This is a genomic window from Streptomyces sp. NPDC054847 (genome assembly GCF_053610925.1).
On sequence record NZ_JBSGZJ010000023.1, the window covers coordinates 1 to 26,990 of the forward strand.

The following is a 26,990-nucleotide window of genomic DNA, read 5'->3' on the forward strand; positions in this document are numbered from 1 at the left end:
GCCGCGGAGGGCCGCGGCCGCGCCCTCGGGCGCGGTCGTACGCATCATCGTCAGCACCCGCGCCGCGACGTCCGGCATCGCCGTGACGTTGTACGCCGCCAGCATCTTGTCGATCACTTCGTCCGCGTAGCCGTCCATGCCCTCCGCGAGCAGCCTGTCGGCGAGGCTGTTGCGGAAGGCCTTGCCCTCCTCCGTCTCCGCGACCGGGGACGTGTCCGACAGGACGAGTGCCCGCACGCGCGGCGCGTACGAACGCTGGAACTCCATCGCGATCTGTCCGCCCATGGAGACCCCGCCGACCACCACGCGCTCGAGACCGAGTCGGTCGAGGAGGCCCGCGATGTCGTCGGCGAAGTCGGAGAGCAGAGTCTTGCCGGGGATCACTTCGCTCTCGCCGTAACCGCGCAGGTCGGGGGTGATCACGCGGTATCCGGCCGCGGTCATGGCCTCGGCCTGGGGCGCCCAGAGGGAGCGGTTGAATGGGTGCCCGTGGACGAGGACGACAGGCACGCCGTCGGCAGGGCCCTGGTCGCTGTAGTGGATCGCTGCACCGTTGACGGTCACTCGGCTCATGCCAGGCACTCTACAAGTGTGGTCAGGGACATGATCGGCGCCAACCGGCCGTGGTCAGGCGGCACTTCCGGCCACGCCCGGGTCCATGGGGCCGGGGCGCGTCGCCTCCCGCGCGGTGCCCGTCATTCGGCGAAGAACCGGACCAGCGTCGGCGCCAGTACGTGCGGGGCCACTTCGTGCGTCTGGCCCGTCAAGGTGCGGTGGCGGCCTCGGGGGAGGGCCGTCGCCACGGCGCGGGCGGCCTCGCGCGTCCCGGTGGGGCTCGCGCCACCGTCGACCACCATCACACGGGCCGTGACGGTGGCGAGGAGCGCCGTGGGCACCATGCCGTCGCCCGTCACCTCATGGTCGTACACCAAGGTGTGCGCCAGCGCCTCCATGCCGGACCACACCGGCAGCCGGCGGAGCCCGGCGACCGTCTCCTCGGCCGTCCCCGTCGCGGCCAGGAAAGCGGCGAGCGCGTCACCCCGCCGCCCGTCGGCGAGGAGGGCCGTCATCCGGCCGACGTGCTCGGTGGTGCCGTGCGCGGCCGCGGGGTCGGTCTCGAACGGCGGTTCGTAGACGGAGATTTGGGTGATCGGCACCCCGGCCGCCGCGGCGCGCAACGCCAGCGCCGCACCCGAGGAGATGGCGTGGACGGCGGCCCGTCCGCCCGCCGCCCCGATGACGGCGGCGAGGTCCTCGATCTCGCGCCGCACCGCGTACGGGGCCGTGTCGCCACTCGCTCCCCGGCCACGGCGGTCGTACGTGAACACGCTGAAATGCGGGGCGAGCAGCTCGGCCAGCGGCGCGTCGGAGGCGGCCGTGCGCAGCGCTCCGCCCACCAGGACCAACGACGGTCCGCTGCCGCGCCGTTCGTAGGCGATGAGGGTGCCGTCCGCGGACTCGGCCTTCAACACAGCCGTGCTCATGGTGGTGTCCATGAGAGGGCTGACCGGGCCGCTCGCGAGAACTCATCGCTCCGGCGCGAAAATTTCGTCAGAGATGTCGGTGCCCCCCTTTACGGTGGTCGCATGAACATCTGCGTCTTCCTCTCCGCCGCCGATCTCGACGAGCGCTACACCCGCCCCGCCCGCGAGTTCGCCGAGCTCATCGGCAAGGGCGGTCACACACTGGTGTGGGGCGGTTCGGAGAGCGGGCTGATGAAGGTCGTGGCGGACGGCGTGCAGGAGTCCGGCGGGCGGCTGGTCGGCGTCTCCGTCGAGTTCCTTCAGGCCAAGGCGCGGGCGAACGCCGACGAGATGGTGATCGCCAAGGACCTCGCGGAGCGCAAGGCGCTGCTGCTCGCCAGGTCCGACGCCGTCGTGATCATGGTCGGTGGCACAGGGACGCTCGACGAGGCGACCGAGATCCTGGAGCTGAAGAAGCACGGCCATCACGCCAAGCCGGTCGTCCTCCTCAACGCCGCGGGGTTCTACGACGGCCTCAAGCAGCAGTTCCAGCGGATGGAGGACGAGGGCTTCCTGCCCCTGCCGCTGACCGACCTCGTGTTCTTCGCCGAGGACGGCGCCGGTGCCATGGCGTACCTCGAGGAGTCCGCCGGCATCCAGTAGTGCGAGCATGGCGGGCATGACCACCCATCTGATCACCGGCGCAGGATCCGGCATCGGCGCGGCCGTCGCCCGTCGTCTGCACGAGCGGGGCGACGACGTCGTCCTCGTCGCGCGCGACGCGGGCCGGGCCAAGGAGTTCGAGGCGCGCTACCCGGGAGCCGGCACGCTTGTCGCCGACCTGGCGGACCCCGACCGGATCTCCTGGGCCCTCGGGCACCAGTCCATGCCCGAGAGCGTCGACTCGCTGCTGCACATCGCGGGCATCGTCGACCTCGGACCGGTCGGCGACCTTCGTCCGAAGACCTGGCACCAGCAGCTCAACGTGAACCTGATCGCGCCCGCCGAGCTGACCCGGCTGTTCCTTCCCCAACTGCGGGCCGCGCAGGGCCATGTGGTCTTCGTCAACTCCGGCGCCGGCCTCGCCGCCCACGCCGAGTGGGCCGCGTACGCCGCCTCCAAGCACGGCCTGAAGGCCCTCGCGGACTCCCTGCGGCACGAGGAGCACGCCGCCGGAGTGCGGGTCACCTCCGTCTACCCGGGGCGTACCGCGAGCCCCATGCAGGCCAAGGTGCACTCGCAGGAGGGCAAGGAGTACGACCCCGCCCGCTGGATCGACCCCGAGTCGGTCGCCACGGCGATCCTCACCGCGCTGGACCTGCCGCGCGACGCGGAGATCAACGATCTGACGGTGCGGCCGGGGCGCTGAGCGCGGCGGCACGTACGCTGCCGGGGTGAGCGAGAAGAACGAGTTCCGATGGGGCCCCGCGACCGGCGTGGGCTCCCTGCCCGGCGGCGACGCACGCGAGGCGGCGAGGACGGTCACCGGGTCCTTCGAGGAGTTTGTCCACTTGGCGGAACTGCCCGCCCGGGGGCCGGGCGCCGACATGATCGGCCGGACCGTCGGCCTCCTCGTCGAGATGTACGCCCATGTGGAGCCGAGCGGCTGGCGGATCAGCGACCGGCCCGGTCGCGACACCCGCAGAGCCCGCTCCTGGATGGGCGAGGACCTCGACGCGCTCGAGGAGTTCACCCAGGGCTACGAGGGCCCGCTGAAGGTGCAGGCCGTCGGCCCGTGGACGCTCGCCGCCGCCCTCGAACGGCGCGGCGGCGAGGCCGCGCTCGGCGACCCCGGCGCGTGCCGGGACCTCGCCGCCTCCCTCGCCGAGGGACTGCGTGACCATCTCGCCGAGGTGCGCCGCCGGGTCCCCGGAGCCCGTGTCGTGCTTCAGCTCGACGAGCCGTCGCTCACGGCCGTGCTGCGCGGCCAGGTCAGGACCGCCAGCGGCTACCGCACGTACCGCGCAATCGACCGGCAGGTCGTCGAGAGCACCCTGCGGGAGGTCATGGCCGCCGCGGAGGGACCGGTGGTCGTGCACTCCTGCGCCCCGGACGTACCGTTCGCGCTACTGCGCCGCGCCGGCGTGCAGGGAATCTCGTTCGATTTCGGACTGCTCACGGAACGTGACGAGGAGTCCATCGGTGAGGCGGTGGAAGGCGGCACGAAGCTCTTCGCGGGCATCGTCCCCTCCACGGACGCCGTGTCGGCCGGATTGTCGGTGGGCGCCGATATCGTCAAGGGTGTACGGACACTGTGGCGCAGGCTGGGGCTGAATCCGGGGACTCTCGCCGAGTCGATCGTGATCACTCCGACGTGCGGGCTCGCGGGCGCCTCGCCCGCCTACGCCCGCGCGGCGCTCGCCCACTGCGTCCGCGCCGCGAGATCCCTCGCGGACAACCCTGAGTAACGGGTGCACGGACAACGGGAGGACGAAACGGTGGCCGGCGAACAGCAGACGAACCTGCCCGCCCAGGCACGGGAGGAGCACGCGCTCCTGTCCGAGCAGATCGAGGAGCACCGCTTCCGGTACTACGTGAAGGACAGCCCCGTCATCAGCGACGCCGAGTTCGACAAGCTCCTCCGGGAGCTCGAAGGGCTCGAGGAGCGCTATCCGGAGCTGCGCACGCCCGACTCCCCGACCCAGAAGGTCGCGGGGGACTACGAGACCGAGCTGACCAAGGTCGAGCACCGCGAGCGGATGCTCTCCCTGGACAACGCCTTCGACGAAGCGGAGCTCGCCGCCTGGGCCGAGCGCGTCGCCCGTGACGTCGGCGCCCCCGGCTACCACTTCCTGTGCGAGCTGAAGGTCGACGGCCTCGCGGTCAACCTCACCTACGAGAAGGGCCGGCTGACCCGTGCGGCGACCCGCGGCGACGGGCGCGTGGGCGAGGACATCACTCCGAACGTCCGGACCATCGCCGGAATCCCGAAGCGGCTCAAGGGTGACCGCATCCCCGACCTCGTGGAGATCCGCGGCGAGGTCTACTTCCCGATGGAGCAGTTCCAGGAGCTCAACGCCCGTCGTGTGGCAGCCGGCGAGCAGCCCTACGCCAACCCGCGGAACTCTGCCTCCGGTTCACTGCGCCAGAAGGACCCCAAGGTCACCGCCACGCTGCCGCTGCGCATGGTGGTGCACGGCATCGGCGCCCGTGAGGGCCTGACGATCGACCGGCTCTCCCAGGCGTACGACCTGCTCCGTGAGTGGGGCCTGCCCACCGCCCGGCACAACAAGGTGGTCGGCTCGCTCGACGAGGTGCGGGAGTTCATCGCCTACTTCGGGGAGCACCGCCACTCCGTCGAGCACGAGATCGACGGGGTCGTGGTCAAGCTCGACGAGATCCCGCTGCAGGGCCGTCTGGGGTCGACCGCGCGTGCGCCGCGCTGGGCGATCGCCTGGAAGTACGCGCCGGAGGAGGTCAACACCAAGCTGGTCAACATCCGCGTCGGAGTCGGCCGAACCGGTCGCGTCACCCCGTACGCACAGGTCGAGCCGGTGACGGTGGCGGGCTCCGAGGTCGAGTTCGCGACCCTGCACAACCAGGACGTGGTCAAGGCCAAGGGCGTTCTCATCGGCGACACGGTGGTGCTGCGCAAGGCCGGTGACGTCATCCCCGAGATCCTCGGCCCCGTGGCGGATCTCCGGGACGGCAGCGAGCGGGAGTTCGTGATGCCGGCCGAGTGCCCCGAGTGCGGCACCGCCCTGCGCCCCATGAAGGAGGGCGACGTCGACCTGCGCTGCCCCAACGCCCGCTCGTGTCCTGCCCAGTTGCGGGAGCGGCTCTTCTACCTGGCGGGGCGCAGGGCTCTCGACATCGAGCACTTCGGGTACGTCGCGGCCGCGGCGCTCACCCAGCCGCTGGAGCCCGCGGAGCCGCCGCTCGCCGACGAGGGCGACCTGTTCGACCTCACCATGGAGAAGCTGCTGCCCATCAAGGCGTACGTCCTCGACCAGGACAGCGGCCTTCCCAAGCGGGACCAGAAGACCGGCGAGGACAAGATCGCGACGGTGTTCGCCAACCAGAAGGGCGAGCCGCGCAGGAACGCCGTGGCGATGCTGGAGAACATCGCGGCGGCCAAGGAGCGCCCGCTGGCCCGGATCATCACGGGGCTGTCGATCCGTCATGTGGGCCCGGTGGCCGCCGAGGCGCTCGCCCGTGAGTTCCGGTCCATCGACCGCATCGAGCAGGCGACGGAGGAGGAGCTCGCGGCCGTCGACGGCGTCGGCCCGACCATCGCCGCCGCCCTCAAGCAGTGGTTCGAGGAGGACTGGCACCGCGAGATCCTGCGCAAGTGGCGTGCGGCGGGCGTGCGGATGGAGGAGCACGGCCCGGGGGAGGACGCGGGGCCGCGTCCGCTCGAAGGGCTGACGGTCGTCGTCACCGGAACGCTGGAGAACCACACCAGGGATGGCGCAAAAGAAGCGCTCCAGAGCCTCGGAGCGAAAGTGGCCGGTTCCGTATCGAAGAAGACGAGCTTCGTGGTGGTCGGTGACAATCCCGGCTCCAAGTACGACAAGGCCGTGCAGTTGAAGGTGCCGGTTCTGGACGAGTCGGGCTTCGCGGTCCTTCTCGAAGAGGGACCGGAGGCGGCTCGTGAGGCTGCTGTGACCGAGGAGGCATGACAAAAGGGGCTCGGACGGGCGCTCGACGGGGGCGCACGAGGCGCGCCGGCGCGGCACGAGGGGCAGGATCCGGACGCCCGGAGCGCCGGTGGAACGCCCAGTACAGGTCACGCGTTCACCGCATACCAGATGGTTAAGGGTGGCCGGGTCGCATTCGGGCAAGAGCTGTAGAGCGCTGCCCGTGCAGGTCTCCCGCGGCCTACTGTTGAAATGTGCGCCTGTCGTGCACGGCTGCGTGGTGGGATTCAGTCGTGGTGGCATGACAACGGGAGCCATCGCGAGGCACCGCCGGCTGTGAGAGGGACGGGAATGAAACCGACCGAGAGCGCCGCCCCGGTCTCACGGCCGCGTGCACTCGCGGCGCTGGTGGGCAGGAAACCCGGTCTGCCCGCGGCCGTCGTGGCAACTGCCGCGCTCGTGCTGGGCATCGGAGTCGTACGGGCCCTCCAGGAGGGGCACGCGCTCTTCCCCACCGGCACCGTCGGTTGGTCGCTCGCCGTGCTCACCGGGATCATCGTCGGGCATCTCGTCGCCCTCGGCCGCGACCGCTGGTGGGGCGGCGCGGGATCGGGTGCCGCGCTCACCCTCGCCACCCTGCTCCTGTTCGGCTGGGTGGCGGCGGGCCTGGTCTCCCTCGCCGTCGTGGCCCTCGTCGGCGCCGCCTGCCGCAACCGCTGGCGGCAGGGCGTGCTGCACGGCGCCGTCGACATCCTCGGCATCGGAGCGGCGGCGCTCGCGCTCGCCCTCTTCGACGTCGTGCCCACCGTCGAGCGGCCCTGGGACCCGCTCAGCTGGGAGCCCGCGGCCGCGCCCGAGGTGATCCTCGCCGCCACCGCGTATCTGGGCGCCACCCGGCTGCTGCTCTGGTACGTGCTGGCACCGCAGGCCGGCGGTCTGCCGACCGTCGCCCGCACGGCCCTGCTGCGGCAGGGCCTCGTCGCCGTCGCGCTCGTCGGCATAGCGCCGCTGATCTGCGTCGTCGCCGTCGCGATGCCGCTGCTGCTGCCGCTGTTCGCCGTACCGCTGATCGCACTGGACTCCACGCTGTGGATCGCCAGGGCCAGGGCCGAGGAGCAGCTGCGTGACCCGCTCACCGGGCTGCCCAACCGGCAGTGGCTGCTGGAGCGCACCTGGTCCGCACTGGAGGACGCGGAGAGCAGCGGCGCACGCGCCGCGCTCGTCCTGATCGACCTCGACCGCTTCCGGTCCGTCAACGACACACTCGGTCACCTCGCGGGGGACCGGCTTCTGCTGCAGATCGCCGACCGGCTCCGGCTCGCCCTGCCGCGGGGCGCGGAGGCCGCGCGGCTCGGCGGCGACGAGTTCGCCGTGCTGCTGCCCACCGCCGACTCGACGACGTCCGCGCAGCGGATCGCCCGGCACCTCGTCGCCGATCTGTCCTCCCCGCTCGACCTCGACGGGCTCACCCTCGTCCTGGAGGCCAGCGCCGGACTGGCCGTCTTCCCCGACCACGCGCTGGACGCCGAAGGGCTGCTGCGCCGCGCCGACGTGGCGATGTACCAGGCCAAGCGCGACCGGACAGGCGTCGAGGTGTACGAGTCCAAGCGCGACAGCAACACCCCCGACCGGCTCGGTCTCCTCGGCGACCTGCGCCGCGCGCTGGACGCCGGAGACGTCGAACTCCACTACCAGCCCAAGGTCCGCTTCGACGGGCATGTCGCCGGTCTCGAGGCCCTCGTCCGCTGGGTCCACCCCGAGCGGGGGCGGGTCCCGCCGGACGAGTTCATCGCCATCGCCGAGTCCTCGGGACTGATGCCGCACCTGACCGAGTACGTCCTCGAGACGGCGCTCGCCCAGGTCGCCACATGGCGCGCGCAGGGACTCGAGGTCCCGGTCGCCGTCAACGTCTCGCCGCGTGACGTCCACACACCCGGCTTCGCCGGGGCCGTGGCCGCGCGGCTCGCCCGGCACGGCGTCCCCGCGGGCGCGCTGCAGCTGGAAATAACGGAACACGTGCTGCTGGAGGACCCGCAGCGGGCTGCGGACACCCTGGCGGGGCTCGCCGACCACGGCGTGAAGATGTCGCTGGACGACTTCGGCACCGGCTACTCGTCCCTGGTGCACCTGCGCCGGCTGCCCGTCAGCGAGCTGAAGATCGACCGCTCCTTCGTGGCCAGGCTCGCGGTCGACGCCGAGGACGCGGAGATCGTCCGCTGCACCGTGGACCTCGCCCACTCCCTCGGCCTGCTGGTCGTCGCGGAGGGCGTCGAGGACGACGAGACCTGGGAGCGCCTGAGAGACCTGCGCTGCGACGCGGTGCAGGGGTGGCTGGTCGCCGCGGCGATGCCTCCGCAGGAGGCCACGGCGTGGCTGCTGGCCCGCGGCGAGCACGGCTGGCACCGTCCGGCCCTCCCGGCGGCCGGCGAGATCCCCCCGCCCCAGCCGCGCGCGAACCGCACGTCGGGCCGGGCGGTGACGTAGGCCCTGCCGGCGGCCCGTCGTCGGTCGGCCGCTCCCCGGCCCCTGGCGGGCGGCGGCCGCGGCGAGCACGTCCGGCCCTCCCAGCGGTGAGATCCCCCCGCCCCAGCCGCGCGCCAACCGCGCTTCGGGCCGGGCGGTGACGTAGGCCCTGACGGCGGCCCGTCGTCGGCCGGCCGCTCCCCGGCCCCTGGCGGGCGGCGGCCGCGGCGAGCACGTCCGGCCCTCCCAGCGGTGAGATCCCCCCGCCCCAGCCGCGCGCGAACCGCACTTCGGGCCGCGCGGTGACGTAGGCCCTGACGGCGGCCCGTCGTCGCCAGACCGCTCCCCGCCCCTGGCGTGCAGCGGCTGTCGGCCCCGGCGCCGTGGACCACGGGCACCCGGCGGTATCGGCGACGGTGGTGCCGCGGTGCGCGTAGCGTCCGGTCCCGGCCCGGCCGGGCAGCAGTCGCGGCGCGGGCCCGCGCAGGGGTCATGGGCAGCAAGCCGCCGTGGCGTGGGCCGGGTTTCGGGGCGGGGCACCACCCACGGCAGCCGGGCCACGAGGGGAGGCCGCGGCGGGGGAAAGCAAACCGTTTCACGGTCAGCGGCGCTCGCCCCATAGGATTGGGCCAAAACCATCACACTCACCCCTGAGGATCGCTGCATGCCTGGCATCACGCGCGAGGAGGTCGCCCACCTCGCACGGCTGGCGCGTCTGGAGCTGTCCGGCGAAGAGCTCGAGCACTTCGCCGGACAGCTCGACGACATCATCGGCGCGGTCGCCCGCGTCTCCGAGGTCGCCGACCAAGACGTACCGCCGACCTCCCACCCGCTGCCGCTGACCAACGTCATGCGCGCGGACGAGGTCCGTCCGTCGCTCACCCCCGAGCAGGCGCTCTCCGGCGCCCCGGCCCAGGAGCAGCAGCGTTTCAAGGTGCCGCAGATCCTGGGGGAGGACTAATCACCATGTCGGACAGCATCATCAAGCTCACCGCCGCCGAGATCGCCGCGAAGATCGCCGCCGGCGAGCTCACGGCTGTCGAGGTGACGCAGGCCCACCTGGCCCGTATCGAGGCCGTCGACGAGAAGGTCCACGCCTTCCTCCACGTCGACCGCGAGGGCGCCCTCGCCCAGGCCCGCGCCGTCGACGAGAAGCGCGCGAAGGGCGAGAAGCTCGGTCCTCTCGCCGGTGTCCCGCTCGCGCTGAAGGACATCTTCACCACCGAGGGCATCCCCACCACGGTCGGCTCCAAGATCCTCGAGGGCTGGATCCCGCCGTACGACGCGACGGTCACCCAGCGGCTCAAGGCGGCCGACGTCGTCATCCTCGGCAAGACCAACATGGACGAGTTCGCCATGGGGTCCTCGACCGAGAACAGCGCGTACGGCCCGACGGGCAACCCGTGGGACCTCACCCGTATCCCCGGCGGCTCCGGCGGCGGCTCCAGTGCCGCCCTCGCCTCCTACGAGGCGCCGCTCGCCATCGGCACGGACACCGGCGGCTCGATCCGTCAGCCCGCCGCCGTGACCGCGACGGTCGGCGTCAAGCCCACGTACGGCGGAGTTTCGCGGTACGGCATGGTCGCGTTCAGCAGCAGCCTCGACCAGGGCGGGCCGTGCGCCCGTACCGTCCTCGACGCCGCCCTGCTCCACGAGGTCATCGCCGGGCACGACCCGCTCGACTCGACGTCCATCGACGCGCCGGTGCCGCCGGTCGTCGAGGCGGCCCGCAACGGCTCCGTGGCCGGGATGCGCGTCGGCATCGTCAAGCAGTTCCGCGGCGAGGGCTACCAGGCCGGCGTCGTGCAGCGCTTCGACGAGTCGGTGGAACTGCTGAAGGAGCTCGGCGCCGAGATCGTCGAGCTGGACTGCCCGTCCTTCGACCTGGCGCTCTCCGCGTACTACCTGATCGCGCCCTCCGAGTGCTCCTCGAACCTCGCCCGCTTCGACGCCATGCGTTACGGCCTGCGGGTCGGCGACGACGGCACGAAGTCCGCGGAGGACGTCACCGCGCTCACCCGCGAGGCTGGCTTCGGTGACGAGGTCAAGCGCCGCATCATGCTCGGCACGTACGCGCTCAGCTCCGGCTACTACGACGCGTACTACGGCTCCGCGCAGAAGGTCCGCACCCTCATCACCCGGGACTTCGAGAAGGCGTTCGAGCAGGTCGACGTGATCGTCTCCCCGACGACGCCGACCACCGCCTTCCCGATCGGCGAGCGCGCCGACGACCCGATGGCGATGTACCTCGCGGACCTGTGCACCATCCCGACCAACCTGGCCGGCAACGCGGCCATGTCGCTGCCCTGCGGTCTCGCACCGGAGGACGGCCTGCCCGTCGGCCTGCAGATCATCGCCCCGGCCATGAAGGACGACCGTCTGTACAAGGTCGGTGCAGCCGTCGAGGCGGCGTTCGTGGAACGCTGGGGGCACCCGCTGCTTGAGGAGGCTCCGTCGCTATGAGTGCCATGGCAAAGAAGGCCAAGAACTTCAAGAAGTCCAAGACCGGGCTGTACGTATCGCTCGGCAGCACCGCGTTCGGCGCGATCAGCGTCGCCAAGCAGGCCAGGCTGGCCCGCGAGGACGGCGACATGCTGCGGCTGATCGACGCCGCGGTGTCCGCCGCCGCCATCGTCACCGGCCTGGCCATCCTCTACCGCGAGCTGAAGCGGCTCGGCGACGACGACGTTCTGCTGGGCTGAGAGGGAAAGTTTCATCGTGACCGTCACTGAACTGGTGTCGTACGAGGACGCCCTCGCGTCCTACGACCCCGTCATGGGCCTCGAGGTCCATGTCGAGCTCGGCACCAAGACCAAGATGTTCTGCGGGTGCTCCACGGAGCTGGGCGCCGAGCCCAACTCGCAGACCTGCCCCACCTGCCTCGGCATGCCCGGCTCCCTGCCGGTCGTCAACGCGGTCGCCGTCGAGTCGGCCGTCAAGATCGGCCTCGCGCTGCACTGCGAGATCGCAGAGTGGTGCCGCTTCGCCCGGAAGAACTACTTCTATCCGGACATGCCGAAGAACTTCCAGACCTCGCAGTACGACGAGCCGATCGCCTTCAACGGCTATCTGGACGTCCAGCTCGAGGACGGCGAGGTCTTCCGCGTGGAGATCGAGCGCGCCCACATGGAGGAGGACACCGGCAAGTCGACCCACGTCGGCGGCGCCACCGGCCGTATCCACGGCGCGTCCCACTCCCTGCTCGACTACAACCGGGCCGGTATCCCGCTGATCGAGATCGTCACCAAGCCGATCGAGGGCGCCGGCACGCGGGCTCCCGAGGTCGCCAAGGCGTACGTCGCCGAGCTGCGCGAGCTCATCAGGGCCCTCGGCGTGTCCGAGGCCCGCATGGAGATGGGCCAGATGCGCTGCGACGTGAACCTGTCGCTGCGCCCGAACGGCACCGAGAAGTTCGGCACCCGTTCCGAGACGAAGAACGTCAACTCGCTGCGCAGCGTGGAGCGTGCGGCCCGGTACGAGATCCAGCGGCACGCCGCGGTGCTCTCGTCCGGCGGCACCATCGTGCAGGAGACCCGGCACTTCCACGAGGACGACGGCTCCACGACGTCCGGACGGGTCAAGGAGGAGGCGGAGGACTACCGCTACTTCCCCGAGCCCGACCTGGTCCCGGTCGCGCCCACGCGCGAGTGGGTCGAGGAGCTTCGCGCCACCCTGCCCGAGCTGCCGCGTCTTCGGCGCAACCGGCTCCGTGAGGAGTGGGGCGTCTCCGAGCACGACATGCAGTCGATCCTCAACGCCGGCGCGGTCGACCTGATCGTCGCCACGATCGAGGCGGGCGCACCGGCCGACCAGGCCCGCAAGTGGTGGATGGGCGAACTGGCCCGCAACGCCAACGAGTCGGGCAAGGCCCTGGACGAGCTGCCGATCACCCCGGCGCAGGTCGCCCGGGTGACCGCGCTGGTCAAGGAGGGCTCGCTCAACGACAAGCTGGCCCGTCAGGTCATCGAGGGCGTGCTCGCGGGCGAGGGTGACCCGGACGCCGTTGTGGACAAGCGCGGCCTGAAGGTCGTCTCGGACGAGGGCGCGCTCGGCGCGGCCGTCGACGAGGCCATCGCGGGCAACGCGGCGATCGCGGACAAGATCCGCGGCGGCAAGGTCGCGGCGGCGGGAGCGCTCGTGGGCGCGGTCATGAAGACCACCCGCGGCCAGGCCGACGCGGCCAGGGTGAAGGAACTGATCCTTCAGAAGCTGGGCGTCACCGAGGGCTGACGGCTCTCTGCACGGCGAGGGCGGCGCGCACCACGGGTGCGTGCCGCCTTTCCGTGTTCCCGCGTCCACGTCGCCTGCGGGCCCGGAGTCGGCAGCGCGGCATGCGCCTTCTTGGTCAAGGCGGCAGCATCCCCACCGGGGGTGAATCCCCGCGTTACCGATCAGGGAGCCGGGCCGTTGTCACGACATGACCAAAGCACACCGTGTACTCGCCGCTCTCGCCCTCGCCACCGGCGCCTCCGCGCTCGCGGCCCCCGCCGCGACCGCCGCCTCCCCCGAACTCCCCGTCGGGACGCTGTCCGTCATGGACACGGTCGACACCCTCACCGAAGGCTCCGTCGCACCGGAGCAGCGCGGGCAGATGCCGAGCACCTCCGAGCAGCTCTCCGGACTCAACAGGCTGGCCGAGGTGCCCGGTGAGCTGGACCCGCTCACCAGCCAGGCCGCGCCGGTGGCGGGGCTGCTCGGCGCCTAGGGTCGTCCCTCCGGACCGGGCCGGATGCCGGACGGCGGCGGGCGGACGTGCGGTCAGTGGCGGACGCCCAGTACCGGCAGCCACAGTTCGCCCCGGTCCTTGCAGCTCACGTCCCTCGCACGGAGCTCCTCCGGCGCCCTGGTGCCGCGGGCGCACAGCTCGGTGACGACGAGGGCCGCCAGGTCCGCGGCGCTCTCCGGCCCGGGATCGGGGAAGTCCGTCTGCCACCAGCCGCGGTCCCTGCTCTGCCAGCCGCGGGCGAGCATCGTCCTGGCGCGGTCCTCGTCGTTCTCCCCGTCGCGGTCGTCGATCGACGCCTGGAGGCCGTCCTCGAGGCTGTAGGACACGAGCAGTTGGCGGCCCCGGTCGACGGCGCTGGTCAGGCAGAAACTCGCCCAGTCGGTGCCGACCTGCACCGGCAGCTGCTCCACCCACGCCGCGAGAAGCAGCTGAAGGCCGTACTGGAACTGCCCAAGGTCCGCGGCGGGACGGCCGCCCGGACGGGACGTCGGGCGCTCACCGGGGCCGCTGCGGTCCAGCTGCCACACGTACGGAAGGAACGCCGGGTCGTACGGCTCGCCGCCGGACCACGCGCCGCCCCACTCGAAGGCCCGCCGCTCCTCGCCCTCGAGGGTCAAGGTGTCGTGGACCGACAGCCCCACCTGCTGCCGGTCCCCGGCGAGCAGGACGGTTCTGCGGCCGTCACGCCAGCGGACGCTCGGGCCCTCCGCCGAGCCGCCGTACAGCGTCGGCTCGCCGATCCGTGCCACGATCGCGTCGTACACCCCCTGGAGCGCGAGGCGGCGCCCGGCAGGGGTGCTGTCCGGCTCGTGGACGAGCACGGGGACGGGGGCCCGGCCCAGGTGCGGGCCGGGCGCGTCATGGAGCATGCGGGCGAACTCCGCGGCGTCCGCGGGCGTCAGGGCCGTCTGGTGGATCCCCCTGTATTCCATGACGGCCATCGTGCCAGTCGGCGCCGACAAATCCGCTCGTCTTGTGGACCACGGCCGATTCCCGCCGTCGTGCGCCCCCCGAGGCCGGATGCCCCTGCCCAGTACGGCGGAGCGGGCGGTTCCGCCGCCGGCCGGATGCCGATTGGACTTCCTGGCCGGACTCTTGGACGTTCACCACTCGGATGTCACCAGGCCTTCTCGCCGACATCCGCTCCGATTACCGTCCCTGCGGAGCAATGGCTCAAGGATGAACCATTGGCCGTCGACGGGAGGTCGGGATGTCACCGGAGATTTCGCGCAGAAGAATGCTCGCGCTCGGTACGGGAGCACTCGGCGCGGCGGCCGCGGGATCGCTGCTGCCGCCGTCTCTCCAGGCGGCGCTCGCCGCTGACCCCCCGGCCGGCGGGCTGCGCGCGGTCGAGCACGTGGTGATCCTCATGCAGGAGAACCGGTCCTTCGACCACTACTTCGGGACACTGCGCGGAGTGCGCGGCTTCGGCGACCGCAACGCCGTCGAACTCCCCTCCGGCCGGACGGTCTTCGAGCAGCCGGCGTCGCAGGGACCGGTGCTGCCCTTCCCCGTCCGGGAGGCCGCGGCAGCGCAGAAGAAGGACCTCCAGTACATCGGCGACCTCGACCACTCGTGGGGCGGCGGCGCCAAGGCCTGGCGCGACGGATGGATGGACGGCTGGGTCTCCGCGAAGACCGCCGCGACCATGGCCTACTACGACCGGCGCGACCTGCCGCTGCACTACGAGCTCGCGGACACCTTCACCATCTGCGACGCCTACCACTCCTCGATCCACACCTCGACGAACCCGAACCGCAACCATCTCTGGAGCGGCTGGACGGGACACGAGGCCGACGGCAGCCGGGCCGTGACCAACGCCGCGTACGCCGAGGGCACCCACCCCGGCTACCCGTGGCCGACGTACGCGGAGCGCCTGGAGAGGGCGGGCCGCAGCTGGAAGACGTACACGGAGTGGGAGAACTTCACCGACAACAGCATCGAGTTCTTCACGAGCTTCAAGAAGATCGCGCGCAAGGCGCTGGCGGAATCCGGTGGCTTCACCTACATGGAGGCCTTCTACGCCAAGGTCCGCGAGACCGAGGACGCCGCGGAGCGCGCCGCGCTGCTCGCGTCGCTCGAGCGGGGCGTCGCGAAGCTCCCGAAGGACGAGCGGTCGCTCTTCGAGCGCGGGCTGCGCCGGGTCGAGACCGGCACACTCGCCGACAGCTTCCGTGCCGACGTGGCAGCCGGCAGGCTCCCCGCCGTGTCCTACCTCGTGCCGTCGGCCGTGGACTCCGAGCATCCCGGGACCTCGTCGCCCATCGCCTCCGCCTCCCTCGTCTACAAGGTCCTCGACGCCCTCGCCTCGCACCCCGAGGTCTGGCGGCGCACCGTCGTCCTGATCAACTACGACGAGAACGACGGCTTCTTCGACCACGTGCCGCCGCCTGTCCCGCCCGCCGACAACACCGACGAGCGCTGGCAGGGGCTCCCCACCGGCCTCGGGATCCGCGTCCCCATGCTGGTCGTCTCACCCTGGTCGGTCGGAGGCTACGTCTGCTCCGAGGTCTTCGACCACACCTCGGTGATCCGGCTGCTGGAACGGTGGACCGGGGTCGAGGAGCCCAACATCACCCCGTGGCGGCGCACCGTGACCGGCGACCTCACCTCGGCCTTCGACTTCGGCAGGGCACACCCACAGCCGGAGGTGGAGCAGCCGGGGGAGATACCCGCGTTCACGGGCCGCTGGCGGCCGCTGCCTCCCGCGGTGCAGTCGATGCCCGCCCAGGAGCCGGGCACCCGTCCCGCGCGCCCTCTGCCGTACCAGCCCGACGCCCACGCGACGCTGTCCGCCGATGCGGTCACCGTGGCGGTCCGCAACAGCGGCCGGGCGAGCGCGCACTTCGCGCTCTACCCGTACGCGGGCGAGTTCCCCGTGCCGCAGCACCGGGATGTAAGGGGCGAGGCGCAGTGGACGGTGCCCCTTACGCGTGCGGACTACCGGTTCACGATCACCGGCCCGAACGGCTTCCGCCGGGAGTTCGCCGGCCCCGCGCGGGGCACCGCGGAGGTCCGCTCCGTCATCGACCACCACGACCGCGACGTGCACCTCACGCTGCGCAACAGCGGCAGCGCGCCCCTCACGTTCACCGTGCGGCCCCTCGGCTATGTCGAGGAGGCGGACCTGCACGGCTGGACCCGCAGGATCACGGTGAAGGCCGGACGCAGCCGCACCGTCGTGCATTCGGCGGCCGACGCGCACGGCTGGTACGACCTCGAGGTGACCGTCGAGGGGCCTGAGCGGGAGTCCGGCTTCCGGCGCCGGCTGATGGGACACATCGAAAACGGCCGCCCCAGCGTCTCCGGCTGACGCGGGGGTGAACGGTGCACATCGCTGTCATAGGGCAGCGATGTGCACCGTTATGCACCGTTGTGCGTCTGTGTGACTCACCCCACAAAAGGGACAAACGATCACGATTGGCTGCCAGAGTGTCTCCTTGCAGGTCATGAGTTCTTTGCGGGCCTTTCCCGACCAAAGATCCACGAACCATCAGGGGAGCCGGTCCGTTGGCAGCAATTGCCCGGTGGTGCGTCAGGCACCGCCTCGTCGTCGTACTGCTCTGGCTCGTCACCCTCGGCGGCGTCGCGGCCGCCGCGGGCGTCGCCGGAGCCGCCTACTCCAACGACTACGAGGTCCCGGGCACCGAATCCGGCCGTGCCACCACCCTCCTCCAGGACGGCTTCCACGGCCGGGCCGGCGACAGCGACACCATCGTCTGGCGCACCGACAGCGGCAGCGTCCGGGCCCCCGACGTCGAGAAGCGCATGTCCGACATGCTCCAGGACGTCGCCGGGCTCGACGGCATCGCCGGCGTCGTGAGCCCGTACGGCAGCGACGGCGCCACACAGATCAGCCCCGACTCCCGCACCGCCTTCGCCGTGGTCGCCTTCGACCACCAGGTCGAAGACATCCCCGAGGCGCAGGCCAGGGCCGTCGTCGACACCGCGAAGGCCGCCGCGGTCGACGGGGTGGACGTCGAACTCGGCGGCAGCGCCATCGCCCTGACCGAGGCCCCCGACGGGCATCTCGCCGAAATGGTCGGTGTGGCGGTCGCCGCGGTCGTCCTCTTCCTGGTCTTCGGCTCCCTCGCCGCCAGCGTGCTGCCCATCGCCACGGCGCTCGTGTCCGTCGGAACCGCCTACGCGGGCATCGTTCTCCTCGGCCATGTCATGACCGTCGCCGACTTCGCGCCCATGCTGGGCCTCCTGATCGGCCTCGGCGTCGGCATCGACTACGCGCTCTTCATCGTCACCAGACACCGCAAGGGGCTCAAGCGCGGTCTTCCGGTGGACGAGGCGGTTCGCGACGCCGTGGCCACCACGGGCCGCGCCGTCGTCTTCGCCGGCGCCACCGTCTGCATCGCGCTCCTCGGGATGCTGATCCTGCGACTCGGCTTCCTCAACGGCGTCGCGATCGCCGCGTCCCTCACCGTCGTCCTCACCGTCGCCGCGTCCGTGACGCTGCTGCCCGCCATGCTCTCGATGATCGGCATGCGGGCCCTGAGCCGGCGCGAGCGCCGCCGGCTGGCCGAAGAGGGGCCGCAGCCCGAACTGCCGACCGGCTTCGCCGCCCGCTGGTCCGCCTTCGTCGAGCGCCGGCCCAAGCTGCTGGGCGCCTTCGCCGCGGTCGTCATGCTGGTGCTGGCTCTGCCGACGTTCTCGCTGCACCTCGGCACGTCCGACCAGGGCAACGGCCCCGCCTCCGCCACCACCCGGCAGGCGTACGACATGCTCGCCGAGGGCTTCGGCCCCGGCGTCAACGGGCCCCTCACACTCGTCGCCGAGCTGGAGGGACCCGACGACCAGATGGCGCTGGACCGGCTCCGGGAGGACCTCCGCGCCACCGACGGCGTCGCGTCCGCCGGGCCCGTCGCCTACAACAGCAGCGGGGACACGGCGGTGCTCACCGTCATCCCGGAGTTCGCGCCGCAGTCGAAGACGACGAGCGAACTCGTCGACCGCCTGCGCTCCGAGGTCCTGCCGGTCGCGGAGAACGGCACCTCGCTCCAGGTGCACGTCGGCGGTGTCACCGCCGGCTACGACGACTTCGCCGAGGTCATCGTCGGCAAGCTGCCCCTCTTCGTCGGCGTCGTCATCGCGCTCGGCTGCCTCCTGCTGCTGCTCGCCTTCCGCTCCCTCGGCATCCCGCTGAAGGCCGCGGCGATGAACGTCCTCGCCGTCGCCTCCGCCTTCGGCATCGTCGTGGCCGTCTTCCAGTGGGGCTGGGGCAGCGAGCTGCTCGGCCTCGGCAGCGCGGGCCCCATCGAGCCCTTCCTGCCGGTGATCATGGTCTCTGTGCTCTTCGGCCTCTCCATGGACTACCAGGTCTTCCTGGTCAGCCGGATGTACGAGGAGTGGCTGGAGACCGGCGACAACCGGCGCGCGGTACGGGTCGGGCTCGCCGAGACCAGCCGCGTGATCAACTCCGCGGCCGTCATCATGATCTCCGTCTTCCTCGCCTTCGTACTCAGCGGCGACCGCGTCATCGCCATGTTCGGCATCGGCCTCGCCGCTGCCGTGGCGCTGGACGCCTTCATACTGCGCACCCTGCTGGTGCCCGCGCTGATGCACATGCTCGGCGGCGCGAACTGGTGGCTGCCCCGGTGGATGGGCCGCCTGCTGCCCCGGATCAGCATCGAAAAGCCCGAGTGCCGCGAGGCCGCGCATGCGAGGATCCCCGGTGCACGCGCGCGCGAGGACGGCGAGCTCGTGCAGTAACGGCCCGCGGTCCACCGGAGGAGCACTGTGTTTGCCATAAGCCTCGGCGACGACGGAGCGGAGCTGCGTCCCCTGGAACCCTGGCAGGCGGAGGAGTTCTTCGCCCACATCGACCGTGGCCGCGAGTACATCGGCCGCCACGTCGGCCTGCCGGACATCGTCAAGGACGTCCCCGCCGCAAGGACCTTCCTCCAGGCGTACGCCGACAAGGCCGCCGCGGACACGGGACGCATCTACGGCATCTGGCTGGAGGGCACCCTCGTCGGCGGCGTCATGTTCCGCACCATGGACGTGGCCCAGGGGACCTGCGAGGCGGGCTGCTGGCTCGAACCCACCGCGGCGGGCCGGGGCCTGGTCACGCGCGCCGTGACGGTCATCATCGACTGGGCGGTGGACGTACGCGGAATGCACCGCGTCGAATGGATCGTCGCCTCCGCCAACCAGGCCAGCATCAACGTCGCCAAGCGCCTGGGCATGACACACGAGGGCACCCAGCGGGAGCTCTACCTGTACCGCGGCGAGCGGCACGACGAGCAGATCTGGTCGGTGCTGGCGCCTGAGTGGCGCAAGCGGCGGGCCGCGTAGCGGGCAACTCGAAGGGCAGCGCAGAAAACCGATGGTGCTCCTGAGCGGGCGGTGCTCCAATGCCCGGATGGACCCACGTGATCAGCAAGCCGTCCTCGCCCTGTTCGACCGGCAGTTGCGCCGGCACGCCCCCGGCGGCGAGCCGGCCGGCGACGTGGTGCGCCGGACCGGCGCCGACGGTGACTGGAGCGGTGTCCTGTGGTCCGCGCTGCGTCCGGAGACCGCCGATGCCGCGATCGAGGGTCAGGTGCGGTACTTCTCCGGGCTCGGCCGCCCCTTCGAGTGGAAGCTGTACAGCTACGACGCTCCGCACGACCTCGGTGAGCGGTTGCTCGCGGCCGGATTCACCCCGGAGCCCGACGAGACGGTGATGGTCGGGGAGGCCGCCGGCCTGACCGCCGGCGCCGGACTGCCCGACGGGGTACGGCTGGAGCCGGTGACCGGCCCGGCGGGCGTCGACCTCGTGGCCCAGGTGCACGAGCAGGCCTTCGGCACCAGCAGCGAGCGGCTGCGCGAGCAACTCCTCGTCCAGCTGGCCAAGGACCCCGACACGATCGACATCACCCTCGCGATGGCGGGCGACCTCCCGGTCTGCTCCGCACGCATGGAACGCTACCCGGGGACGGACTTCGCCGGCCTCTGGGGCGGCGGCACGCTCGCCGCGTGGCGCGGACGCGGCATCTACCGGGCCCTGGTCGCCCACCGGGCACGTCTCGCGGTTGCCGGCGGCGTCCGCTTTCTTCAGGTCGACGCGTCGGACGACAGCCGGCCCATCCTCGAACGGCTCGGCTTCACGGCGCTGTGCACCACGACGCCGTACGTCTACGAGCCGTGAGCCCCCGGCTGTGAGGCACGCGTTGTGATTCCCGGTCCGGGATTCCGGGGCTGTGATCCCAGGGCTGTCGCGCCCGCGGTCGCTACGAGCCCTGGGCCCGCACCAGTACGTCGCCGGCGGTCGAGCGGTAGTAGAGCACGGACCGTCCCGCACGGCGGCGGCCCACCAGCCCGGCGCCCAGGAGCACCTTGAGGTGCCGGCCCACGGAGCCGAGACCCTGGCCCGTCAGCGCCACCAGGTGCGTCGTGCTCATCGGGCTGTCCAGGAGCACCAGCACGCTCGCCCGCCCGGTGCCCAGCAGCCTGCCCAGCGCCTCCGGGGCGGCGACGCGCTCCGGCTCCGCCAGCGTGCCCGAGCACGGGTACACCACGGCGTTCCGGTGCACCGTGCCCTCGGCGTCCGGCCGGTCCGTGGAGATCCATCCCGTGCGCGGCGTGACCGGTACGAACAGCAGCTGCGCTCCCAGCAGCTGCCGGGGCGGGAAGGCACGGGTGTTGATCTGCAGCCGGTTGTCGCCCAGCCACCGCATCTCCGGATGCATGTCGTCCAGCGCCGCCGCCCAGCCCGCCCGGCTCAACTGGTCGGTGCGCGCGACCACATCGGCCTCGATGACGCGCCGCCGCCGCGGCCAGTCGGGCGCCACGGTCTCCCGCCACACCCACTCCAGCAGGCCGGCGACGCGCTCCGGCAGATCGGGGCGCAGCAGCAGGTCGGGCAGCGGCCCGCGATGAGCGACCTCGAGGTCGGCGCGGGCCACGTCGGCCGGTGTCTCGCGGATCCGCGTCAGCTCGTCGTGGAACTCAGCGCCGCCGCCCGGCGCCGCACGCTCGAGCGGCGGCACCGGCGTCAGGAAGTCGGCTATCCACCGGTGCCTGCCCAGGGCGACGGGCACCAGCAGGGCGGTGACCGGATCGGCGGCCAGCCGCTCCCGGAACGCGTGCCGGTGACGCTCCAGCCACCGGCGCTCGGCCGGATGCGCGGCCGCGTCCCTCATCAGGACCATCAGGCTCGCTGTCGTCTCGCAGAGCGGGGACACGACGAAGCGGCCGCCCGCGAGCGTGTCCGCGTTGACCTCCCACCAGCCCAATGGTTTCGCCTCCCCGCGAAACATTAACTCCGCGCCCGAACGGCTGCCGACACTCCGTCCATGCGCACCTACCAAGAACTCTTCCGAGCCCCGGAGTTCGCCCCGCTGCTGGCGGCCACCGCCGCACACGTGGCGGCACTGACGGTGAGCGGGCTCGCCCTGGGGACGCTCGTCCACGACGCGACCGGCTCGCCGCTCCTCGCGGCCCTCAGCATGTTCGGCCCGAAGCTGGCGCAGATGATCGGCGCGAGTCTCCTGCTGTCGGCGGCGGACCGGCTGCCCCCGCGCACCGCGACCGTCGGCCTGGCGCTCTTCTTCGCCGTGGCCACCACGGCCCTGGCCCTGCCCGGCCTGCCGGTGTGGGGCATCTTCGCGATCCTGTCGGTGCAGGGCACGGTCGGCTCGATCGGCGGCGGGGTGCGCTACGGACTGCTCACCGAGATCCTCCCCGCAGACGGCTACATACTCGGCCGGTCCGTGCACAACATGTGCGCGGGAAGCCTCCAGGTCTGCGGCTACGCCATCGGCGGCGTACTCGTCAACGTCCTGACGCCGCGCGAGGTCCTGCTCACCGGAGCCGCCCTGTACGTCGTCTCCGCGGCCGTCGCCCGCATCGGTCTCACGAACCGGCCGTCGCGCGCGAAAGGCCGACCGTCCGCGCGCGAGAGCTGGAGGACCAACGCGCGGCTGTGGGCGTCGAAACCGCGGCGCCGCGTTTACCTCGCCCTGTGGGTGCCCAACGGACTCGTCGTCGGCTGCGAGTCCCTCTTCGTCTCCTTCGCTCCCCGCCACGCGGGGCTCCTGTTCGCCTGCACCGCGGTGGGCATGCTGGCGGGGGACGTCCTGACCGGCCGCTTCCTGCCCACGCCCTGGCGTGACAGATTCGGTGCGCCGCCCCTGCTGCTGTTGCTCGCCGCCCCGTACCTGATCTTCGTTCTGCACCCCGCGCTGCCCGTGGCGCTCGCCGCCGTGACCGTGGGGGCGGTCGGCTTCTCCGCCAGCTTGCTGCTCCAGGAACGCCTGCTGTCCCTGACGCCGAGCGAGCTGACGGGTCACGCCTTGGGACTGCACTCCTCGGGGATGCTCACCATGCAGGGCGTCGCCGCAGCGGTCGCGGGCGGCGTCGCGCAGCTCACCTCGCCCGCGACCGCCATGACCGTGATGGCCGCCGCCTCCGCCGCGGTCACCCTCGCCCTGACACCGGGCCTCCGACGCCTGGCAGCGGTCGCGGAACGTGTGCCGGAGACCACCGGTACCCACCGCGGGAACACCGGCGCGGGCAAGGACCCCAGCCCAGCCGAAACTGCCTGACGCCCCCGCACGCGCTCCGAGGCGCCTCGGGCCTCCGGAGATCCGGCAGCCGCCCGGCGCCGCCGCCCGCACCACCGGGGAAGGCCCCGTCGACACTGGAGGAACGACATGCGCGACCACGCCATGCAGCAGCTGCGCCGCGCCGACCTGATCCGGGAGGCCGACGCCGAACGCCGCGTCCTCCGCGCCGCAGGCATGCGCCGCGCCGAGCGTTCCTCCGCCGACGACGGAGGGACAGGGCGGGCGAGCCGTCCTGACCGCCGGCGTTTCACCCAGGCGGCGTGATCCTCCGCGACGACGGAGTCTCGGGCCCGTCCACCTCTTGCGCCTCGGCCGTGCTCTCGGCCTCAGCCGTGCCGCCCGTACCTGCCGCGTCAGCGGTTCCGGCGGTTCGGGCTGCTGCACCCGGCTCCCGGGCCGGCCCCACCGTCGCGTCGGGCGCCGGAGCGTCTGCTGCCGACGGAGCGTCCGGGCGCGTCGCGTCCGTGGCCCTGACCGTCACCTTGCCCGAGTCGAGGTCGATCGGGCCACGGCCGGGGTCGCCGTCGCCTACGTCGACCCTGGTCAGCGCCAGGCGGTTGCGTTCGTCGTCGGTGTGCTTACGGCCGGGTGCGAAGATCTCCTCGAAGGCGTTGAACACGGATCGGCCTCCCCTATCGGACCTCCAGCTGGAGGATCTTGTCGTCGCCCGACTCCGGCGTGCCGCGGGAGTCGGTCTCGCTGGTGAGGAGCCAGAGCTTGTCCCCGCCCGCCGGTACGACGGTGCGCAGACGGCCGTGCTCCTCCTCGAGGAACGCCTGCGGGTCCGCGGAAGGCGCGGTCCCGGACAGCGGGATGCGCCACAGGCGTTCGCCGAGCAGCCCCGCCATCCAGATCGAGCCCCCCGCGTACGCGATGCCGCTCGGTGAGGCGTCCGTCGTCTTCCACTGCGCGACGGGGTCGACGAAGCCGGACCGGCCGCCCTCGCCCTCGACCTCCGGCCAGCCATAGTTCTTCCCCGGCTCGATCAGATTGAGCTCGTCCCAGGTGTTCTGCCCGAACTCCGCCGCCCACAGTCGCTTCTCGGAGTCCCAGGCGAGGCCCTGCACATTGCGGTGGCCGTACGAGTAGACGACGGAGTCGGCCTCCGGGTTGCCGTGGACCGGGCGGCCGTCCGGCGTCATGCGGAGGATCTTGCCGCCCAGCGACTCCTTGTCCTGGGCGAGACCGGTCTCGCCCGTCTCGCCCGTGCCCGCGTACAGCATCTTGTCCGGGCCGAAGGCGATCCGGCCGCCGTTGTGGATGATCCCCTTGGGGATGCCGCGGAGCACCGTGTCCGGCGCGCCCAACTGCTGGCCGGCCGGCTTCTGCTCGTCGTAGAGCAGGCGGGCGATGCGGTTGTCGGAGGCGGTGGTGAAGTACACGTACACCTGGCGGTCGGAGGCGAACGAGGGGGAGATCGCGAGACCCAGCAGGCCGCCCTCCCCGCCCGGTGCGACACCCGGCACGGAACCGATCTCGGTCTTGTCGCCGCTCTCCGCGTCGACGCGCGTGATCGTCCCCTCGTCCCGCGAGGTCACCAGCAGGTCGCCGCCAGGCAGGACGGCCGCGCCCCAGGGCGACTTGAGGTCCTCCGCCAGGGTGGACACGACCTTCACGGAGCCCTTCGCGGGCGGGCCGGCGGGGCTGGGCGCGGGGCTCGGTGCCGCGGTCGAGGGCGGGGCGGCTTCTTTGGAGGCGCCGGGTGTACCGGCGGACGGATTCGTCCCGTCGCCCGACGAGCATCCGGCCGCAAAGAGGAGTGCGAGGGCGGCCATTACGGCCGTCACTGCAGGACGGTGCACGGTTCTGATCCCTTCGACGGCGGCTGGAGCTGCCTTCCTGTTCTTCTTACACCGCTGCCGCCGTTCAGGTTCCCGATCTTGCGGAGAAGCTGCGGCAGCCGTCCAAGTGCCGGGCCCGCAAGACGCCTCGGCAGCGGCCGGTCTGCGATACACCGGTAAGCCTCGGCAGCGGTCCGCGAGCCGGGTCGGCAGCCGAGCCGCAGCAGCCGTCCGCGCGCCGCCGCCAGGCCCGCCGAGGCGCCCCGGCCGCGGTCAGCGCGCCGGGCCCGCAAACCCGGCCGTCGCGCCGCTCAGTCCCACGAACCCCGTGCCGGCGGCAGCGCCGCGATCTCGGCCAGGTCGTACGCCGTGAGCTCCACCTTCCACGCGCCCGCGTTCTCCACCGCCCATTCCGGCCGCTTCGTACCGGGCACCGGCACCACGTGCCGTCCCTGGGCCAGCACCCAGGCCAGGGCCACCTGTGCCGGTGTGACGGCGCTTCCGTGCCGAGCGGCGACCCGGCGCAGTCCGGCCACGACCGGCTGGTTGGCCGCCATCATCTCCGCCGTGAACCGGGGGTGGCGCGCCCGTACGTCGTCCGGTTCGAAACCCTGCCCCGGGGTGAGCGTTCCCGTCAGGAAACCGTTCCCCAGCGGTGTGGCCGCGAGGAATCCCACCCCGCGCGCCTCGCACCACGGGAGGAGCCGTTCCAGGGCCCGGGGCGACCACACCGACAGCTCCGCCTGCACCGTGCTCACCGGGAACACCTGCTGCATCCGCTCCAGTTGGCGAATCGTTCCCTCGTACAGGTCGCCCCCCGAGCGGCGTGACGCCCGTGCACCGACGGCGCACATCCCGAGAGCCCGCACCTTGCCGGCGCCGACCAGTTCCGCCATCGCGCCCCAGGTCTCCTCCACGGGCACCTCGGGGTCGGCGCGATGGAGCTGGTACAGGTCGATCACGTCGGTCTGGAGCCGCCGCAGCGAGGCGTCGCAGGCACGCTTCACATAGCCGGGCCGCCCATTGGCGACGATGTGCTGGTCGCCGACGAGCAGGCCCGCCTTCGTCGACACGAAGGCGTCCTCGCGCCGTTCCTTGAGGACCCTGCCGAGCAGCAGCTCGTTGGTGAACGGGCCGTACATGTCGGCCGTGTCCAGCAGGCTCGAACCGGCGTCGAGCGCGCTGTGGACGGTACGGAGCGACCGGTCCCCACGCTGCTGGGAGCTGCTGTAGGCCCAGCTCATCGGCATGCAGCCGAGCCCCACGGCGCCCACCTCGAGGCCCGCCGCACCGATCGCCCTGCGCTCCAACTCCCCGTACCTCTCCCTCGCCCGCTCCCCAAACTAACCAATGGGCGCCCGCGGCCTTCGCATAGCCTCCTGACCATGACTGCTGATGTGTGGCTCCCCGTCCCGGCCGACGAGATCGACGGCCTCCCCGCGCCCTCCGCCACGGGCCTGACGTACCGGTTCTGGGACGGCGGGCCCGACTTCCCCGCCGACCCCGCCGACTGCGCCTTCTACGCCGTCCCGTACATGAAGGGCATGGAGGTGGCCATACGGCCGCTGTCCGCCATGAAGTCCGTACGCGTCGTGCAGACGCTGTCCGCGGGCATCGACCATGTGGAACCGGGACTCGACCTGCTGCCCGCCGGCGTGCGGCTGTGCAACGCCAAGGGCGTCCACGAGGCGTCCACGGCCGAGCTCGCCCTCGCGCTCGTCCTCGCCTCGCTGCGCGGCATCCCCGGGTTCGTACGCGGGCAGGACTCGGAGCAGTGGCGGGCCGGCTTCTACCCGTCGCTGGCCGACAAGTCGGTCCTCATCGTGGGATACGGGTCCATCGGCGCCGCCGTCGAGGACCGGCTCGCGCCGTTCGAGTGTGCGCGGGTGGCGCGCGTCGCGCGCTCCGCCCGGACAACGGAGCGCGGCGAAGTGCGCGCACTCACCGACCTTCCCGTCCTGTTGCCGGACGCCGATGTCGTGATCCTGTCCACTCCGCTCACCGACCGGACGAAGGGCCTGGTGGGGGCCGACTTCCTGAGCCGGATGAAGGACGGCGCGCTGCTCGTCAATGTCGCCCGCGGTCCGGTCGTCGACACAAAGGCGCTGCTCGCGGAGGTGGAGACCGGTCGGATCACCGCCGCTCTCGATGTGACGGATCCCGAGCCGCTGCCCGCCGGACACCCGCTGTGGCACGCCCGCGGCGTACTGATCAGTCCCCATGTCGGCGGCTCCACCTCGGCGTTCATGCCGCGGGCCAAGCGCCTGCTGGCCGATCAGGTCAGCCGCTTCGCGGCGGGCGAGGCGTTGCGGAATGTCGTCGTGACGACCGGATAACGACCTTCGAGCCGAACACGATTCGACACGCTTCGAAGTCACTCGAATGCACCGCGTGCCTTAATCGCCAGAGATCGTCAC

At 71.9% G+C, this 26,990-nt stretch carries 24 protein-coding genes; 17 read left to right on the forward strand and 7 right to left on the reverse strand.

The features are described 5' to 3' along the window. Together ACWGH4_RS04930 and ACWGH4_RS04935 are read right to left on the reverse strand one after the other, a co-directional pair. On the reverse strand, nucleotides 1–573 hold a 573-nt coding region (locus ACWGH4_RS04930; protein WP_453455691.1), incomplete at its 3' end, for an alpha/beta fold hydrolase. Nucleotides 574–695: 122 nt separating this feature from the next. Next, nucleotides 696–1,484: an alpha/beta fold hydrolase gene (locus ACWGH4_RS04935; protein WP_453455694.1), complete on the reverse strand. Its 789-nt coding sequence runs from the start codon at nucleotides 1,482–1,484 to the stop codon at nucleotides 696–698. Nucleotides 1,485–1,586: 102 nt separating this feature from the next. Between ACWGH4_RS04935 and ACWGH4_RS04940 the strand changes: the two genes are divergently transcribed. The 10 genes from ACWGH4_RS04940 to ACWGH4_RS04985 all read left to right on the forward strand — a co-directional run bounded on the left by ACWGH4_RS04940 (nucleotide 1,587) and on the right by ACWGH4_RS04985 (nucleotide 13,211). Further along, nucleotides 1,587–2,126 carry a TIGR00730 family Rossman fold protein gene (locus ACWGH4_RS04940; RefSeq protein ID WP_441266048.1) on the forward strand — a complete coding sequence of 180 codons (540 nt, stop codon included), beginning with the start codon at nucleotides 1,587–1,589 and terminating at the stop codon, nucleotides 2,124–2,126. Between the two features lie 16 nt (nucleotides 2,127–2,142). Beyond that, nucleotides 2,143–2,832, forward strand: coding sequence for an SDR family oxidoreductase (locus tag ACWGH4_RS04945; RefSeq protein ID WP_453455698.1), 690 nt, complete (start codon nucleotides 2,143–2,145; stop codon nucleotides 2,830–2,832). A 25-nt stretch (nucleotides 2,833–2,857) separates the two neighbouring features. Next, the gene (locus ACWGH4_RS04950; RefSeq protein ID WP_453455701.1) at nucleotides 2,858–3,871 is read left to right on the forward strand and encodes a methionine synthase; all 1,014 of its coding nucleotides are present in this window, start codon (nucleotides 2,858–2,860) and stop codon (nucleotides 3,869–3,871) included. 30 nt (nucleotides 3,872–3,901) lie between these two features. Further along, a complete protein-coding gene (gene ligA, locus ACWGH4_RS04955; RefSeq protein ID WP_453455703.1) occupies nucleotides 3,902–6,085 on the forward strand; it encodes an NAD-dependent DNA ligase LigA in 2,184 nt (727 codons plus the stop codon). Nucleotides 6,086–6,394: 309 nt separating this feature from the next. Then, nucleotides 6,395–8,527: an EAL domain-containing protein gene (locus tag ACWGH4_RS04960; protein WP_441266044.1), complete on the forward strand. Its 2,133-nt coding sequence runs from the start codon at nucleotides 6,395–6,397 to the stop codon at nucleotides 8,525–8,527. 643 nt (nucleotides 8,528–9,170) lie between these two features. Further along, the gene (gatC, locus tag ACWGH4_RS04965) at nucleotides 9,171–9,467 is read left to right on the forward strand and encodes an Asp-tRNA(Asn)/Glu-tRNA(Gln) amidotransferase subunit GatC (protein ID WP_005311569.1); all 297 of its coding nucleotides are present in this window, start codon (nucleotides 9,171–9,173) and stop codon (nucleotides 9,465–9,467) included. Between the two features lie 5 nt (nucleotides 9,468–9,472). Next, nucleotides 9,473–10,969 carry an Asp-tRNA(Asn)/Glu-tRNA(Gln) amidotransferase subunit GatA gene (gene gatA / locus ACWGH4_RS04970; protein WP_356621119.1) on the forward strand — a complete coding sequence of 499 codons (1,497 nt, stop codon included), beginning with the start codon at nucleotides 9,473–9,475 and terminating at the stop codon, nucleotides 10,967–10,969. Continuing rightward, nucleotides 10,966–11,208 carry a hypothetical protein gene (locus ACWGH4_RS04975; protein ID WP_441266043.1) on the forward strand — a complete coding sequence of 81 codons (243 nt, stop codon included), beginning with the start codon at nucleotides 10,966–10,968 and terminating at the stop codon, nucleotides 11,206–11,208. The genes gatA and ACWGH4_RS04975 overlap by 4 nt, the downstream gene beginning before the upstream one ends. Nucleotides 11,209–11,224: 16 nt before the next feature. Next, nucleotides 11,225–12,736: an Asp-tRNA(Asn)/Glu-tRNA(Gln) amidotransferase subunit GatB gene (gene gatB / locus ACWGH4_RS04980; protein WP_453455709.1), complete on the forward strand. Its 1,512-nt coding sequence runs from the start codon at nucleotides 11,225–11,227 to the stop codon at nucleotides 12,734–12,736. Nucleotides 12,737–12,923: 187 nt separating this feature from the next. After that, nucleotides 12,924–13,211 carry a hypothetical protein gene (locus tag ACWGH4_RS04985; protein WP_441266041.1) on the forward strand — a complete coding sequence of 96 codons (288 nt, stop codon included), beginning with the start codon at nucleotides 12,924–12,926 and terminating at the stop codon, nucleotides 13,209–13,211. 53 nt (nucleotides 13,212–13,264) lie between these two features. Here ACWGH4_RS04985 and ACWGH4_RS04990 read toward each other — a convergent pair whose 3' ends face one another. Beyond that, nucleotides 13,265–14,173: a hypothetical protein gene (locus ACWGH4_RS04990; protein ID WP_441266040.1), complete on the reverse strand. Its 909-nt coding sequence runs from the start codon at nucleotides 14,171–14,173 to the stop codon at nucleotides 13,265–13,267. A gap of 269 nt (nucleotides 14,174–14,442) precedes the next feature. Here ACWGH4_RS04990 and ACWGH4_RS04995 point away from each other — a divergent pair, with 269 nt between their 5' ends. From ACWGH4_RS04995 to ACWGH4_RS05010, 4 genes are all read left to right on the forward strand, one after another. Further along, nucleotides 14,443–16,545 (forward strand): phosphocholine-specific phospholipase C, encoded by a 2,103-nt coding sequence (locus tag ACWGH4_RS04995; RefSeq protein ID WP_453455713.1) that lies wholly within the window; start codon nucleotides 14,443–14,445, stop codon nucleotides 16,543–16,545. Between the two features lie 197 nt (nucleotides 16,546–16,742). After that, nucleotides 16,743–18,953, forward strand: coding sequence for an MMPL family transporter (locus ACWGH4_RS05000; protein WP_453455716.1), 2,211 nt, complete (start codon nucleotides 16,743–16,745; stop codon nucleotides 18,951–18,953). A gap of 27 nt (nucleotides 18,954–18,980) precedes the next feature. Then, nucleotides 18,981–19,538, forward strand: a complete 558-nt coding sequence (locus ACWGH4_RS05005; protein WP_453455719.1) for a GNAT family N-acetyltransferase — start codon at nucleotides 18,981–18,983, stop codon at nucleotides 19,536–19,538. 67 nt (nucleotides 19,539–19,605) lie between these two features. Next, the gene (locus ACWGH4_RS05010; protein WP_453455722.1) at nucleotides 19,606–20,373 is read left to right on the forward strand and encodes a GNAT family N-acetyltransferase; all 768 of its coding nucleotides are present in this window, start codon (nucleotides 19,606–19,608) and stop codon (nucleotides 20,371–20,373) included. 82 nt (nucleotides 20,374–20,455) lie between these two features. On the opposite strand, the gene ACWGH4_RS05015 is transcribed toward ACWGH4_RS05010, so the two are convergent. After that, on the reverse strand, nucleotides 20,456–21,460 hold the full coding sequence (locus ACWGH4_RS05015; protein WP_453455725.1) for an ArsR/SmtB family transcription factor: 1,005 nt from the start codon (nucleotides 21,458–21,460) through the stop codon (nucleotides 20,456–20,458). Nucleotides 21,461–21,520: 60 nt separating this feature from the next. Here ACWGH4_RS05015 and ACWGH4_RS05020 point away from each other — a divergent pair, with 60 nt between their 5' ends. Continuing rightward, nucleotides 21,521–22,771, forward strand: coding sequence for an MFS transporter (locus ACWGH4_RS05020; RefSeq protein WP_453455727.1), 1,251 nt, complete (start codon nucleotides 21,521–21,523; stop codon nucleotides 22,769–22,771). Between the two features lie 108 nt (nucleotides 22,772–22,879). After that, on the forward strand, nucleotides 22,880–23,056 hold the full coding sequence (locus ACWGH4_RS05025; RefSeq protein ID WP_453455730.1) for a hypothetical protein: 177 nt from the start codon (nucleotides 22,880–22,882) through the stop codon (nucleotides 23,054–23,056). On the opposite strand, the gene ACWGH4_RS05030 is transcribed toward ACWGH4_RS05025, so the two are convergent. The 3 genes from ACWGH4_RS05030 to ACWGH4_RS05040 form a co-directional block, all read right to left on the reverse strand. Beyond that, nucleotides 23,040–23,411 (reverse strand): DUF6191 domain-containing protein, encoded by a 372-nt coding sequence (locus ACWGH4_RS05030; RefSeq protein ID WP_453455732.1) that lies wholly within the window; start codon nucleotides 23,409–23,411, stop codon nucleotides 23,040–23,042. The two genes, ACWGH4_RS05025 and ACWGH4_RS05030, sit on opposite strands and share 17 nt — an antisense overlap. 13 nt (nucleotides 23,412–23,424) lie before the next feature. Continuing rightward, nucleotides 23,425–24,567 (reverse strand): PQQ-dependent sugar dehydrogenase, encoded by a 1,143-nt coding sequence (locus ACWGH4_RS05035; protein WP_453455741.1) that lies wholly within the window; start codon nucleotides 24,565–24,567, stop codon nucleotides 23,425–23,427. Between the two features lie 317 nt (nucleotides 24,568–24,884). Continuing rightward, a complete protein-coding gene (locus tag ACWGH4_RS05040; RefSeq protein ID WP_441266031.1) occupies nucleotides 24,885–25,883 on the reverse strand; it encodes an aldo/keto reductase in 999 nt (332 codons plus the stop codon). Nucleotides 25,884–25,958: 75 nt separating this feature from the next. On the opposite strand from ACWGH4_RS05040, the gene ACWGH4_RS05045 reads away from it, so the two are divergent. Further along, a complete protein-coding gene (locus ACWGH4_RS05045) occupies nucleotides 25,959–26,909 on the forward strand; it encodes a 2-hydroxyacid dehydrogenase (protein ID WP_441266030.1) in 951 nt (316 codons plus the stop codon). Nucleotides 26,910–26,990 lie beyond the last annotated feature (81 nt).

What these genes read in the sequence shown, in the direction of transcription:
- ACWGH4_RS04935 (WP_453455694.1), bottom strand. Translation starts at nt 1,484, where the DNA reads ATGAGCACGGCTGTGTTGAAGGCCGAGTCCGCGGACGGCACCCTCATC.
- ACWGH4_RS05010 (WP_453455722.1), top strand. Translation starts at nt 19,606, where the DNA reads ATGGACCCACGTGATCAGCAAGCCGTCCTCGCCCTGTTCGACCGGCAG.
- ACWGH4_RS05045 (WP_441266030.1), top strand. Translation starts at nt 25,959, where the DNA reads ATGACTGCTGATGTGTGGCTCCCCGTCCCGGCCGACGAGATCGACGGC.
- ACWGH4_RS04945 (WP_453455698.1), top strand. Translation starts at nt 2,143, where the DNA reads ATGACCACCCATCTGATCACCGGCGCAGGATCCGGCATCGGCGCGGCC.
- gatC (WP_005311569.1), top strand. Translation starts at nt 9,171, where the DNA reads ATGCCTGGCATCACGCGCGAGGAGGTCGCCCACCTCGCACGGCTGGCG.
- ACWGH4_RS05035 (WP_453455741.1), bottom strand. Translation starts at nt 24,567, where the DNA reads ATGGCCGCCCTCGCACTCCTCTTTGCGGCCGGATGCTCGTCGGGCGAC.
- ACWGH4_RS04995 (WP_453455713.1), top strand. Translation starts at nt 14,443, where the DNA reads ATGTCACCGGAGATTTCGCGCAGAAGAATGCTCGCGCTCGGTACGGGA.
- ACWGH4_RS05020 (WP_453455727.1), top strand. Translation starts at nt 21,521, where the DNA reads ATGCGCACCTACCAAGAACTCTTCCGAGCCCCGGAGTTCGCCCCGCTG.
- ACWGH4_RS04990 (WP_441266040.1), bottom strand. Translation starts at nt 14,173, where the DNA reads ATGGCCGTCATGGAATACAGGGGGATCCACCAGACGGCCCTGACGCCC.
- ACWGH4_RS04940 (WP_441266048.1), top strand. Translation starts at nt 1,587, where the DNA reads ATGAACATCTGCGTCTTCCTCTCCGCCGCCGATCTCGACGAGCGCTAC.
- ACWGH4_RS04975 (WP_441266043.1), top strand. Translation starts at nt 10,966, where the DNA reads ATGAGTGCCATGGCAAAGAAGGCCAAGAACTTCAAGAAGTCCAAGACC.
- gatA (WP_356621119.1), top strand. Translation starts at nt 9,473, where the DNA reads ATGTCGGACAGCATCATCAAGCTCACCGCCGCCGAGATCGCCGCGAAG.
- ACWGH4_RS04960 (WP_441266044.1), top strand. Translation starts at nt 6,395, where the DNA reads ATGAAACCGACCGAGAGCGCCGCCCCGGTCTCACGGCCGCGTGCACTC.
- ACWGH4_RS05025 (WP_453455730.1), top strand. Translation starts at nt 22,880, where the DNA reads ATGCGCGACCACGCCATGCAGCAGCTGCGCCGCGCCGACCTGATCCGG.
- ACWGH4_RS04985 (WP_441266041.1), top strand. Translation starts at nt 12,924, where the DNA reads ATGACCAAAGCACACCGTGTACTCGCCGCTCTCGCCCTCGCCACCGGC.